Annotated in this window: 9 protein-coding genes and 1 pseudogene; 5 read left to right on the top strand and 5 right to left on the bottom strand. The window is 70.0% G+C overall.

Going from position 1 to position 12178, the window contains the following annotated elements; all coding sequences use genetic code 11:
- Positions 1-390 precede the first annotated feature (390 nt).
- Positions 391-2397, top strand: coding sequence for an NAD-binding lipoprotein (locus ACFYZ3_RS37835; protein ID WP_388527773.1), 2007 nt, complete (start codon positions 391-393; stop codon positions 2395-2397).
- Positions 2398-2428: 31 nt separating this feature from the next.
- On the opposite strand, the gene ACFYZ3_RS37830 is transcribed toward ACFYZ3_RS37835, so the two are convergent.
- Positions 2429-2650 (bottom strand): hypothetical protein, encoded by a 222-nt coding sequence (locus ACFYZ3_RS37830; RefSeq protein WP_231909024.1) that lies wholly within the window; start codon positions 2648-2650, stop codon positions 2429-2431.
- Between the two features lie 372 nt (positions 2651-3022).
- Here ACFYZ3_RS37830 and ACFYZ3_RS37825 point away from each other — a divergent pair, with 372 nt between their 5' ends.
- Positions 3023-3376 (top strand): antibiotic biosynthesis monooxygenase family protein, encoded by a 354-nt coding sequence (locus ACFYZ3_RS37825; RefSeq protein WP_388527769.1) that lies wholly within the window; start codon positions 3023-3025, stop codon positions 3374-3376.
- Positions 3377-3559: 183 nt separating this feature from the next.
- Positions 3560-5488, top strand: coding sequence for an N-acetylmuramoyl-L-alanine amidase (locus ACFYZ3_RS37820; RefSeq protein WP_388527766.1), 1929 nt, complete (start codon positions 3560-3562; stop codon positions 5486-5488).
- Here the strand turns inward: ACFYZ3_RS37820 and ACFYZ3_RS37815 are convergent.
- The 3 genes from ACFYZ3_RS37815 to ACFYZ3_RS37805 form a co-directional block, all read right to left on the bottom strand.
- Positions 5442-5855, bottom strand: a complete 414-nt coding sequence (locus ACFYZ3_RS37815; RefSeq protein ID WP_388527763.1) for a hypothetical protein — start codon at positions 5853-5855, stop codon at positions 5442-5444. The genes ACFYZ3_RS37820 and ACFYZ3_RS37815 overlap by 47 nt on opposite strands.
- The gene (locus tag ACFYZ3_RS37810; protein ID WP_388527760.1) at positions 5852-6322 is read right to left on the bottom strand and encodes an SsgA family sporulation/cell division regulator; all 471 of its coding nucleotides are present in this window, start codon (positions 6320-6322) and stop codon (positions 5852-5854) included. Before ACFYZ3_RS37810 ends, ACFYZ3_RS37815 begins: the two co-directional genes overlap by 4 nt.
- A 276-nt stretch (positions 6323-6598) precedes the next feature.
- A complete protein-coding gene (locus ACFYZ3_RS37805) occupies positions 6599-9322 on the bottom strand; it encodes an ATP-binding protein (protein ID WP_388527757.1) in 2724 nt (907 codons plus the stop codon).
- 588 nt (positions 9323-9910) lie between these two features.
- Here ACFYZ3_RS37805 and ACFYZ3_RS37800 point away from each other — a divergent pair.
- Positions 9911-10342: a VOC family protein gene (locus ACFYZ3_RS37800; protein WP_388527754.1), complete on the top strand. Its 432-nt coding sequence runs from the start codon at positions 9911-9913 to the stop codon at positions 10340-10342.
- Positions 10343-10661: 319 nt separating this feature from the next.
- Here ACFYZ3_RS37800 and ACFYZ3_RS37795 read toward each other — a convergent pair whose 3' ends face one another.
- Entirely contained in the window at positions 10662-11729 is a 1068-nt protein-coding gene (locus tag ACFYZ3_RS37795) for a ferritin-like protein (RefSeq protein ID WP_388527751.1), read from the bottom strand.
- A gap of 344 nt (positions 11730-12073) precedes the next feature.
- On the opposite strand from ACFYZ3_RS37795, the pseudogene ACFYZ3_RS37790 reads away from it, so the two are divergent.
- Positions 12074-12178, top strand: a pseudogene (locus ACFYZ3_RS37790) (ketol-acid reductoisomerase); the annotation flags it as partial.

Here is a 12178-nt window from a genome sequence, read left to right as displayed (position 1 = left end):
AATGTCAGCTCGTCGTCACCGGCGAGCGCAAGGCGCCGTTCACACCGTACTCGTCGGCGACGCGGACCCAGTGGGACTTCGTCTCCGCCGCCGTCGCAGACCCGGCGGCCAGGACCGTGCTGCCGCTCGTGCAGCTCAACTACCGCGGCGCCGTCGACGGCGCCGGCCGCGCCCAGCGGCACGCCCCGCTGACCGTGACGGCCGCACCTGGCACCGCGCCGCCCGCACCGGGGACGGCGGGTTCCGCCTCGACGCCCCGCGCAGGGCGGAGTTCGCCCTCGCCGTTCCCTAACGGGTGAATATCCCCGTGGCACGGTGTGTCGCGGCTCTCGCGTCAGCACTCTTCCGCTGATGGCTCACGCGGTGCGCGGGGCAGTAGGGGGTGGGCATATGGGGCGTCAGCGGCCGGATTCATGGCGACACCGAGCACGCTATGTCTTCGACCGGACACTGGCCCGAAGCACCGGGGCACTGCTCGGCTGGCTGGCCGCGTGCTGTCTGGCGATCGTCGTTCCCGTCAGCACGCTCCTGGTGTGGACCGACCCGCGGGCACCCCGCTCCCTGACGGAACGGCTCGTCGCGGTGTGGCGTACGAGCGCCGAGACCCTCCGCCTCGGCGGGGTGACCGGCGCGCCGCTCCGGATGCTCCTGTCGGTGTTTCTCGGACTGATCGCCCTGCTGTGCGTCTCCACCCTGGTGGGTGTGATCACGACCGGGCTGGGTGACCGCCTGGAAGAACTGCGCCGGGGTCGGTCCAGGGTGCTGGAGAAGGGGCACGCGGTGGTGCTCGGCTGGTCCGACCAGGTGTTCACCGTGGTCGGTGAGATGGTCATCAGCCAGGTCGGCAGGGCGCGGGGGGCCGTCGCGGTGCTCGCCGATCGCGACTCCGCCGTGATGGCCTCGGACCTGAACGCGGCGCTGGGGGTGACTCGCGGAGTACGCGTCATCTGCCGTACGGGCGCCCCGACCGACCCCGCTGCCCTCGCCCTGCTCACTCCTGCCGCGGCGCACTGCGTCCTGGTGCTGCCGGGCGACGACGCCGCCGACGCGGAAGTGGTCCGGGTGCTGTTGGCCCTGCAAGCCCTGCTCGGCGCCGGGGCGGGCCCGCCGGTGGTGGCCGCAGTGCGCGACGAGCGGTTCCTGACCGCGGCCCGGCTCGCCGCCGGAACGCGAGGCGTCGTCCTGGACGTCGAGTCCACCGCGGCGCGGCTGCTCGTCCAGGCCGCCCGGCACCCCGGCTTGGTACGGGCGTTGCGGGACCTTCTCGATCTCACGGGCGCCGAGTTCCACGTGGTCCACGCGCCGGACGCCCTGGGGCTGACGTTCGCCGAGATCTCGCCGCGGTACGAGGAAGCCTGTGCCGTCGGGTACCTGGCGGCCGACGGTCGGGCCCTGCTCACACCGGCGGCCAGCGCGCGGTGTGGCCCCGGGGACCGTTTGATCGTCGTCGCGCGGGACGATCGGCCGCCCGTTGCGAGGCAGGAGGGCACCGCTGTGGATCCCACCGTCATGGCGGGCCCGCACGACCGACAGCGGTACCCCTCGAAGACGCTGCTGCTGGGGTGGAACCGTCGCGCTCCACTGGTCATGGAGTCGCTCGGCCGCACCGCACGGCCGGGCTCACACCTGCACGTTGTCAGCGGTGCCGAGGACGGACCGGTGACCGTGGCGACCGCGGGCCCGACTGACGACGAAGGGGTCGCCGTGTCGTACCACGTCGGGGAGCCGACCCGACCCGGCACTCTGCGCGCGCTCGACCTGTTCGGCTACGACAGCGTGATCGCGCTCGCACCGGACGAGGGTCCACACCGGGCCCGGCCCGACGACCAGCTCCTGCTCACGCTGCTGAACCTGAGGGCCGTCGAGGAGGAGACGGGACACGTCCTGCCCGTCGTCGCCGAACTGACCGACCACCGCAGCCTGGCACTGGCCCCGCTGGGCCCGGAAGGGGACGCTGTCGTGCGCGGCGAGCTGACCTCCCTGGTCATGACCCGGATCGCGCAGAACACCGGCATGGCCGCCGTGTTCGAGGAGCTCTTCGCCGCACGGGGTGGCGCCCTGGCCCTGCGCCCGGCCTCGCACTACGTGCTTCCCGGACGGGTCGCGTCGTTCGCCACGGTGGTGGCGTCCGCCCTCAGGCGTGGGGAGTGCGCGATCGGGTACCGAGCGCACGACGCACGCACCCCGCGCCGGGAGGCCGACGTACGTCTCGCTCCCGGCAAAACGGAACGACGTGTCTGGACTTCCTCGGACGAGATCCTGGTCGTGACCCCGTCGGACGCGGGTGCCCGTTGCCCAGGTACCGCGTCCGACGAGCGACCGGCGCGTCCGGACATGCTCCCGGAAGCCAGGCGGGGCACGGAAGGCAGACCTGCGCGCGGCCCCGCTCCTGAATGAGGTCATGACGTGGACGTGCGCCGGGCAGCGGTCAGGCCGCTGTCCGGCGGGTGAGGGCCGGCAGCGTCCTGGTCCTGATCCGCCGGTAGGTCGCGAAACCGTGCACGGTCACCGCTGCCCAGATGACGGTACTGAGCAACGGCCACCACAGCTCGCGTCCCTGCGCGCCCTCGACCAGCTTCACGACCGAGTTCAGCGCCCAGCCGACGGCGAGGAAGAGAGCCGCCCACCTGGCCCACCGCCAGATCGCCATGGTTCCTCGCGCACGGGATTCCTGCCGAGTCCGTTCCCTGTGCCGAAGTTGTGTGTCCACCATGGCTCTTCGTCTGCCCGTCATCCGGTGTCGTCTCCTCGCCTTGGCAAGGAAGGCCGAAAACCACGGGTGCCCTCAGCCGCCCGTCAGTTCGCCGGATGCCAGTCGCCGTCACGTACCCCAAGTACGCCGGGCGACTTCCCGCAGCTCGGGTCCGTCCGTGCTCAACAAGGTTGTCTTCCCGGCACCGTTGGGGCCGATCGGTCCGATCACGCCATCGCTGGAGTGGGAGAGGGCGAAGTCTTCCACGGCCTTCACCCCGCCCTAACGCACCGTGAGTCACAGGGGCGAGCCGTCGCTTGTCGAATGGGCATGACCGACTCACTGAACTCGAAGACGCACACCGCCGATCCGGTCGTCCTCATCAAGACCTACACCGTGCCGTCGGAGGAGGCCGACTACTTCACCGAGGCGTACCAGGAGAACGCCCGGATCATGTCGACGCAGCCCGGATTCATCCGGTCCCGGCTGCACCGCCCCCTGGCCGACGCCCCGGAGACACGGTTCGTTCATGTCGCCGAGTGGTCCTCGGGCACCGAACTCGACAGGGCCACGGGCAATCAGGAGTGGCACGCCGCGCTCAAGCGCCTGTTCGACGACCCCGCACTCCACATCACGTCGGAGCCCGCCGGCTATCGCGTCGTCGTCGAGTTCCGTCCTTCCTGACGCGGACCCGACCGTCACGTCGCTTCACAACACACGGTGTTGAGCCGTGCGGATTCTCGTGGCACCTACAAGCAGCTTCGCCCTATAGTCATCCTCGCATCGAGTTGCCTTGCGCCGACGGCCTGTCACGGCCGCTGGTCGGCGTGCCTCGATGCCCGTTACTTCTTCATAAGGAGCATCACCTTGCACAAGTCACGAAGGGCAGCCGTCCTGCCCGTCGGTGTCACGGTGGGCGCACTCGTCGCGGGTGGCCTGTTGGCCATGTCGGGCGCGGCACAGGCCGACACGGCGAGTGACGCCTCGGGCAAGCGCCAGGAGGCCCTGCTCGCCGCGGCGGACGAATACCACATCCCGCCCGCCGTCCTGCTCGCCCTGTCCCATCAGGAATCGGCGTGGGACGGACACGGCGGCCTGCCGAGCACCGACGGCGGTTACGGGCCGATGAATCTCACCGACGTCACCCCCGCCATGCTGGCCGGCGGCGGTGCCGGTGCCGCGGGCCGGGCCGACGTCGCGACCCTTGCCGCCGACCCCGCCCTCCACACACTGCGCCGGGCCGCGGAGCTGACCGGTCTGTCGGCGCGGGACCTGCGCGAGGACGACGCCGCGAACATCCGTGGCGGCGCCGCACTGCTGGCCTCGTACGAGCGGGAACTGGTCGGCGCGACGCCCACGGACCCCGGCGAGTGGTACGGGGCCGTGGCCCGCTACAGCCAGGCCACGCAGGAGAAGGCAGCGGCGAGCTTCGCCGACCGCGTCTTCCGCACGATGCGGGGCGGTGCCTCGGCCACGACCCCGGACGGCCAGCGCCTGCGCCTGGCTGCCAGCCCCTCGGTCACCCCCGACCGGCAGCAGATCGACGCACTGCACCTGAAGAAGGCGTCCACGGCGGCCGCTGCCGAATGCCCCACGACGGTCGACTGCACCTTCGTCGCCGGCTCTCCGGTCGGCGGGCAGGTGGCCGACCGGCCCACGAACGGCATCCGCATCGACACGATCGTCATCCACGACCTGGAGTCCACCTACGACGCCGGTGTCGCGGGTCTGGCCAACCCCACGAACCCCGCCTCGACCCATTACGTCATGTCGTCGTCCGGTGCGGTCACCCAGATGGTCCCGACCAAGGACATCGCCTTCCACGCCGGAAACTACTCGACCAACCTGCACTCCATCGGGATCGAGCACGAAGGCTTCGCCGCTCACGGCGCCGCCTGGTACAGGGAGTCGCAGTACCAGGCCACGGCCGACCTGGTGAAATACCTGGCCGAGCGCTTCGGCGTACCGCTGGACCGGCAGCACGTCATCGGCCATGACAACGTTGCCGGGCCGAACTCCGCACTGGTCGCCGGCATGCACTGGGACCCCGGCTACGCGTGGGACTGGAACCACTTCATGAGCCTGCTCGGGGCGCCGGTCAGCGGTCTGCCCGAGGTGCCCCAGCCGGGCGAGGTCGTGGCGATCACGCCCTCGTTCACGGACAACGTGCAGACCTTCCAGGTGTGCCCCTCGGACGACCCCACGGGGCAGACGCCCACCTGCACCGAACGGCAGCAGCAGGCCAACTTCGTCTACCTGCGCACCGCCCCCGACGAGACCGCCCCGCTCTTCGGCGACCAGGCGATCCACGGCACCGCCGCGGGTACCAACCGGGTGAACGACTGGGGCAGCACGGCACAGGCCGGTCAGCAGTTCGTGGTGGCCGAGGTGCGGGAGGACTGGACCGCCGTCTGGTTCAGCGGGGCCAAGGTGTGGTTCCACAACCCGGGCGGCACCAACACCCGTGTCCGGTACGGTGTGAAGATCATCAAGCCCGCCGGGAGCACGCCGGTGCCACTCTACGGCTCCAGCTATCCCGACAAGGCCGAGTATCCGGCCGGTCTCGGCGCCTCCACGCAGGCCCCGCTGAGCATGTACTCCATCCCGGCCGGACAGGCGTACGTGGCCACCCAGGACGCCTCGGCCACCGACGACTACTTCCCGTCCAGCGGAGCGGTCGTCATCGGCGGGAAGAAGATGTACACCGTGCAGTACAACCACCGCGTCGCACTCGTCTACGCGAACGGTGTCACCGCGACCACGGCGACACACCACTGGGAGAACAGCGGCGTCTGACCGTCGGCACGTCGCCGTGCTCAGCGGCGACGTGACCTCCTTTCCCGGCGTCGTCCCGATCCGGGCAGATGGTGTAGCGCGCCTTGTCCGCGGGGGCGGTGAACTGCAGTCCGTCGGCCACCGGGTGGTCCGCGCTCCGCAGGGGTGTGCCGTGGACCTGGCGCAGCGTCAGGTCGTACACCTCGGCCTCGCGGACCACGGCACCCGCCGTACGTACGCGCTGTCCGTCGCCGAAGGCGACCGGTTCGGCGCTGCAGGCCCCGTGGAGGTCGCCGCCGAGGGTGATGTCGGCCAGACCCTGATACGCGCTTCGGCCTGCGCCGAGCGCCGGGTGGTGAACATCTCCGGTCACCTGTCCCGAGGTCATCGAGACGAGGCCTCGGGTTCGTCGAACAGCTTCGAGAGGAAGGCGTCGGTCCCGAGCCGCGACGACTCCGTACCGGCCGGGACGTGCAGGTACGTGCGGTCGAGCCACTCCTCCAGTTCCGGGACGGGCAAGCTGAAGATGGCTATGTCACCGGGTGCGTTGATCTGGAGCCACGCGGTCTCCCGGTCGGTGGTGGTGTCGGCCCACACCTGGACGTCCCCCAAGCCGCTCGTGGTGCGCAGGCCCTCGTGAAGCAGGTCACGGCCGACATGCCAGGTAACCGGTGGGGCGCCCTCGGGAGCGAAGCGGATCGTGACGAGGAGAGGGTGGTCGGGATCGTAACGGAACTCCGCTGGAACGTCCTCCCACTCGAGAGCACCCGTCATCTGGCTGAGGCACAAGGAGAGAGGGAGGAGAGCGTGTGCGGCCGAGTGTTGTGCCTTCACACTGTGGTGGTCACCACTCATGACGGCCATTCCTTCCAGTTGAGCGATAAGGGATCACAGTCACTGTGGTCCCGGACGGCCGGAAGTTCATCCGTCGGTTGACGGTCGGACACACAGGGAGACACACTGGAGAGGAGGGGCGCGGCACACCGGGCCGTGGCGCGGACAGATCACTGTCGGCAAGTACCACAACAGTGCCACTCAGAGTGGCAAGACAGTGGCACCAACGGCCGGTGGCGGTCCTCCGGCAGGAAAGTGGCGCCTTCGTGTGATGCCGTCCCTGTCGCGCGAGTCCGCTCAGCCCGAGGTCGGCTGGTCGTCTCGGAGCACGGCCAACGCTGCCGAGAGCTTGCCGCGGCTGGTGATGCCCAGGCGTGGATAGATCCGGTACAGGTGGGCTCCGACGGTCCGGTGCGAGATGAACAGGCGCTGCCCGATTTCCCGGTTGCTCAACCCCTGCGAGGCCAACTCGGCGATCTGACGTTCCTGGACCGTCAGACTCTCGCCCTTGCTCGGTCGCCGACGCCCGTCCGACTCCCCCGCGGCCCGCAGTTGCTCGCGTGCCATGTCGGCCCAGGGCTGCGCACCGACTCGGTCGAACTCGTCCCGTGCGAGCCGCAGGGGCTTGCGCGCATCCACGTTCCGACGCTGCCGGCGCAGCCGGCGGCCGTGCTGCAGATGAAGCCGGGCACGCGACAACGGCCACGTGTCCGGCAGCGCGGAGAGCGCGGAGTCGTAGTGTTCCTCGGCGGTGTCGTCCGGAGCGAGGACCGCCGCACTGTAGGCACGGGCGACGATCATCATTTCCGAGGGCAGCCGGTCCGCCAGCTCCGGCAGCTCGGCCAGCAGCTCTCGCGCCTGTTCACTCCGGCCCGCGGCCGCGGCCGCGTCCACCAGGTCCGGGACGAGCAGCCAACGACTGGTCGAGTGGTAGTGCGGATCGGTCTTGTCGAACGCACGGGCGAGAGCGTCGTACGCCTCCACGGCGCGGCTGTCGAACAGGGCGAGGAGACCGTCGACCTGCTGCGCCATGACGCTCGCGAAGGGCATGACGGGGAAGAGGCTGTGCGCTCTCAGCTCCCGGACGCTCCGAGCCGCGGCTTCGCGCTCTCCCCGCAGCACCGCCGCGAGCGCCGATGTGGCCTTGAGGCCGAGCCACACGATCCACTCTCCGGTCTCCTCGGCGAGCGCGATCCCTTCTGCCGACTCTTCGCGGGCCTGGGTCAACTGCCCGAGGTAGAGACGTGGCCAGGATCCGGCCAGGGATCGCGCGAGCAGCCCGAGACGGCCCTGCGACCGCCACACGGAAGCCGCCTGGGCCAGGTAGCGCGTGGCACGGCCCACGTCACCGATGACCATCGAACCACTGCCGAGGTAGTGGAGCAGCCGGCCGTCCTCTCGGTCCGGCCTGAGCTTCTCGAGCCGTGCGATCAGGTCGGTCCCACGGCGGTACGGCTCCGTGTAGGCCCGCACCGTCAGGACGTGGGGGGCGTCCGGGTCGGGCTTCCACCGGTCCAGTTCGGCGGCGGCCTGGGCACGCACACGTGCGTCGCCGTCCTGGAAGAAGCATCGGGCGGCCGCACGCCACAGCAGGTTCTCCGCGACGTTCGTACTGCCGACGTCGAACGCCCCCGCTGCCGCGTCGATCATGTCCTGAATGCGGCGTTGCGGCTCATCGGGCTCGAACGCGGCCTTGTCGGAGACCAGCATGAGGCGGGCCCGCTCCGTGGGGCCCAGCTCCGCCAGGTCGGCTCTGTCCAGCAGGATCTGGGCCTGGACCCGGTCGTTGATCTCGCTGGCCAACTCGGCCGCACGGACCAGGAAGCCGGTCTGGCGACGTGCGTCGTGCACCAGCTCGCCGGCCTGACGCAGGGCCGGTACGGCCGCGGCCAGTTGCCCCCGTTTCTGGGCGTCGTCCGCGAAGCGCTCCAGCTGGCCGGCCAGTTCGTCGTCCGGCCCGAGCGTGGCCGCGGCGAGGTGGACGAGCCGCCGCCCGGGTGATCCCTCCAGCGTCTCGGCCAGGGCCCGGTGGGTGGACAACCGGTCGGCGACGGTGGCCCGTCTGTAGATCGCGGAGCGCATCAGGGGATGCCGGAACTCGGGTGTGCGGCCGGTCAGAACCACCAGTCCGGCGTCGACGGCCTCCTGCAGGGCGTACACGGAGACTTCCGAACCCGCGAGACGGCCTGCCACGTCGAGGAGCTGGGTCAGGGGTGCGGTGGGCTCCGCCGCCAGGACCAGGAGGAACGTCCTGCACTCGCGGGTGAGCGAGTCGGTGCGGGAGCCGAACGCGGTCTCCAGCCGCTGGGTCAGGGGCAGATCGTCGAGTACGGGTGAGACGCCCTGAGCTGCCCTCGGTAGTTCGACGAGCGCGAGAGGGTTACCGGCGGCGCGCTCCAGGATGCGGGACCGCACCGCGTCAGCCAGGCCCGGGGCGTCGGCGTCGAGCAGTTCGGCCGCCGCCGCCGGGGAGAGGGGCTCCAGAACGAGTTCGGCGTCCGTGCCCAGGGTGTACGTGCCCGGTGACGAGGTTCTTGCCGCGCCGATCATGAGGATGGGGAGGTCCCGGGTACGCCGGGCCACGAATCCGAGCACGTCACGGCTCGAGGAGTCGACCCATTGGAGATCATCGACGAGCAGCAGGAGGGGCTGGCGGTCGGCGGCGTCGGCGAGCAGCTCGAGCACCGCCATCCCGACCCGGTAGATCTCGGGTTCCCCCTCACTGGCCCCGAAGGCGCCACCGAGGGCCTTCTGGTAGGGGGCCGGCAACGTCTCGGCTCCGCCGAGAACCGGTTGGAGCAGCAGGTGCAGTGCGGCGAACGGCAGCCACTGTTCGGTCTCGACGCCGGACGTGCGCAGGACTCTGACGCCCGTGTCCGAAGCATGAGAACCGAATGTGCGCAGCAGGGAGGACTTGCCGACACCGGCGTCTCCGCGGACGAGCAGCGCACCTCCGTTGCCTGCCACCGTGCTCGAAAGCAGGCCGTGCAGGACCTCCCGTTCCTCGTCCCGACCGATCATGCGCTGAGCACCGCTGCTCTCAGCGTCCGCTGCACACCTCTGATATCGACCACGCTTCCGGATTTTACCTGCCCCTGACCTCTTCCGTTGTGGCGGGTGCGACTGAGTCATCAGTCGAACGACTGCGTGATGACTCCCTACCCCACGGCCTTCGCGGACCACGTTCACCGCCGCGGTCGCCGAAACGTGACGAGTCGATGACACAAGGCGGCGCGAGAAGGGCGCACCTACACAGCCGGCCCACCGACTGGATCGGTGGACCGGCATGCGGGGACAGGGCGAACCGAAGCGCCTACCGCTTCCAGAGGTTCCAGCAGCCGGCCTCGAGGCCGTTGTCGCAGTAGTGGCTGTTGCCGGGACCGCCGCTCTGGTAGACGCCCTTCACTGCGAAATGTGCCACCGTGTCACATTGGTCAACGGGCGGCAGGCGTCAGCTCCTGTCCCGTGTGTCGTGTGACACGGTTCCGGGGCCGTATCCTCGACACAGGTGCGCTGGTGACCGATGCAGACCGCGCACTACGGAAAGAGCGGGCACGGGCCTGACTCGATGACACCGTTCTACGGCAAAACGTAAGAGAGTGACGACAAGTGGATTTCAAGCTGGAAGTCGTGGTGCTGCCCGTCTCCGACGTCGACCGGGCGAAGGCCTTCTACGAGGCGGCCGGGTTCCGCCTGGACGCCGACCACGTCACGGACGAGACCTACCGGGTCGTCCACATGACACCCCCGGGGTCGCCCTGCTCGGTGCTCTTCGGTACCGGAGTCACCCTGGCCGCCCCCGGGTCGTCCAAGGGCCTGCACCTCATCGTCTCGGACATCTTCGAGGCCCGGGACGAGCTGGTCGGCCGGGGTGTGGAGGTGGGCGAGATCTATCACGACTCCAGCGACGTCTTCCACCGCTGCACGGGCGAGAAGTGGCTCCGCGGACCCGACCCTCAGCGCCGCAACTACTGCACGTACGCGGACTTCTCCGACCCGGACGGCAATGGCTGGGTCCTTCAGGAGGTGCCCAACCCGTAGGGCCTCGTCGTGCGTCTCGTTCGTGGGCCCCGCGCTCAGCGCCCACTCGTCGGCGTGATCGTGAACGTCTGGTCCAGGTACGTGTCCCAGCCGCCCGTGTTCTCCACCCGCGGCCGCGTGGAAGGCTGACCTTCTGGTACTGGCACCGCACCACCGCGACATGTTCGGCGCGCGGGAACGATCCGGCCGAACTACCGGTGACAGACCGGTAGGCCCCGGCCCCAGCCGTCCTGCACCCGCATACGCCGACGCGCGACGGAGCAGTACCCGGTCGCGCGTCGGTCGGGGGACGAAGACCTCGTCCGGAGGGTCGGGTGGGCTAGGACCGGTCCTCGGGTGCCACGTACTCGAACGTCGGGCCCGCGGCCTGGCCGTCGTCGTCCTGGAGGGCCATCAGGCCCTGCGCCTGTGCCTTGAGTGCGTACATGGTGCCCACGGACATCCCCAGCATCGCCGGGTTGCCGTTGAACGCCTGCTCCAGCATCTCGAGTGTCTTGCAGTAGGTCTGGTTGAACACTTCCTGCGCGGCTCGGATCGCGCTGCCCTCGGGGTGGTCCGCCAACCGCGGGTTGGGCCGTACGGGGCGGATGCCTGCCTCGTCGACGGTCACCGCCTCGCCGGTGGGACCGGACTCGGGCGTGTCACCGGTCTGGTAACGCCGGCCCAGCGCGAGTTCCTGGAAACGGTAGTAGTGGGAGACCGCCCGGGTCCCGGGGTGGAACATGTCCTTGTCGCCGTCCCAGACCTCGGCACGGGCGGCGCCCTCACCCTGCTCGACGATCTCCTCCAGGGCGGCGAGCGCCGAGCTGAGGTCGGTGACCGGGGCGAGGTGCCCCGCCGTGTGGACGAACGGGCCGCCGGCGACCTGTCGGGCCGGGTCCCCGACGAAGACCTGGTCCTCGCCCAGTTCGGCGCACAGGTGCCGCAGGCCCCTCTCGATCGCGTCGTAGAACTGGCCGATCGTCTCGTAGTGATCGCCCTCGGCCGGGTCGCCGGGGTGGGCCGGCTGTTCCAGGCGCAGGAACAGCCTGAGCGCCTCCTGGCCGAACGGCAGGAGGGACAACTCGATGGACGGGTCGGCGTGCGGCATCGTCCGCGGGTGGGGCGGCAGCAGGTGGGGGGCGTCGAGGACGGGTCGGCCGCCGACCGCGTTGAGCAGGTTGGCCGCCAGCGCGAGGTGGATCATCTCCTCGACGAAGACGCTGCTGATGAGCTGTACGGCGTCCGCGTTCCGCTCCGCGTCCAGGGAGTAGAGGGCTGTCAGATAGGGAGGCAGCGTGGAGTGCTCGACCTCGATGGCCCACTGCAGGTGCCTGCGCAGATCGTCCAGCGTCGCGATGCCGGTCGCCGATGCGGTGTCGAGCGTGTCGGTCTGGTCCTGAGACATGGGGGGGCTCATTTCGGTGTCGTAGCGCAAGGGGGCCCCGGCCGGCGGGCATCGCGGAAGCCGACGGAACGGGCACGCCGTGGGGTCACCGCTCTGACCGGCGAAGCCGGACATCTGTGACACGGACCCGGGAACTCCGCCGGTCGTTCACACTGTTTTCGAGCACGTCATCTGCTCATTTCGACGCACTGTGCACGTGAGATAGTGTCAAGTGTCATGCTCGTCGGCCGGCGGGTGGCCGTGCCCCGGTTCCCGGCCTCGTGCCGCTGGTCAAATCTGTGGCCCGGGCCCTTCTGGGCCTGTTCCTCCGTCCCCGCTCGGGGAGTCTCCGAAAGGTGTGTCTCATGGCCGAGTTGTTCTACGACGCCGACGCCGACCTGTCCATCATCCAGGGCCGCAAGGTCGCGGTCATCGGGTACGGCAGCCAGGGCCACGCCCACGCCCTGTCG

The sequence above is a fragment of the Streptomyces sp. NPDC001599 genome, assembly GCF_042893535.1.
Classification (GTDB): domain Bacteria; phylum Actinomycetota; class Actinomycetes; order Streptomycetales; family Streptomycetaceae; genus Streptomyces.
The sequence above is the reverse complement of the archived record's forward strand: the minus strand, read 5'-3'. Positions and strand labels throughout refer to the sequence as shown.

Coding starts and splice junctions, on each gene's coding strand:
- ACFYZ3_RS37815 (WP_388527763.1), bottom strand. CDS start 5,855: ATGACCTCGGGACAGGTGACCGGAGATGTTCACCACCCGGCGCTCGGC.
- ACFYZ3_RS37835 (WP_388527773.1), top strand. CDS start 391: ATGGGGCGTCAGCGGCCGGATTCATGGCGACACCGAGCACGCTATGTC.
- ACFYZ3_RS37830 (WP_231909024.1), bottom strand. CDS start 2,650: ATGGCGATCTGGCGGTGGGCCAGGTGGGCGGCTCTCTTCCTCGCCGTC.
- ACFYZ3_RS37795 (WP_388527751.1), bottom strand. CDS start 11,729: ATGTCTCAGGACCAGACCGACACGCTCGACACCGCATCGGCGACCGGC.
- ACFYZ3_RS37810 (WP_388527760.1), bottom strand. CDS start 6,322: ATGAGTGGTGACCACCACAGTGTGAAGGCACAACACTCGGCCGCACAC.
- ACFYZ3_RS37825 (WP_388527769.1), top strand. CDS start 3,023: ATGACCGACTCACTGAACTCGAAGACGCACACCGCCGATCCGGTCGTC.
- ACFYZ3_RS37805 (WP_388527757.1), bottom strand. CDS start 9,322: ATGATCGGTCGGGACGAGGAACGGGAGGTCCTGCACGGCCTGCTTTCG.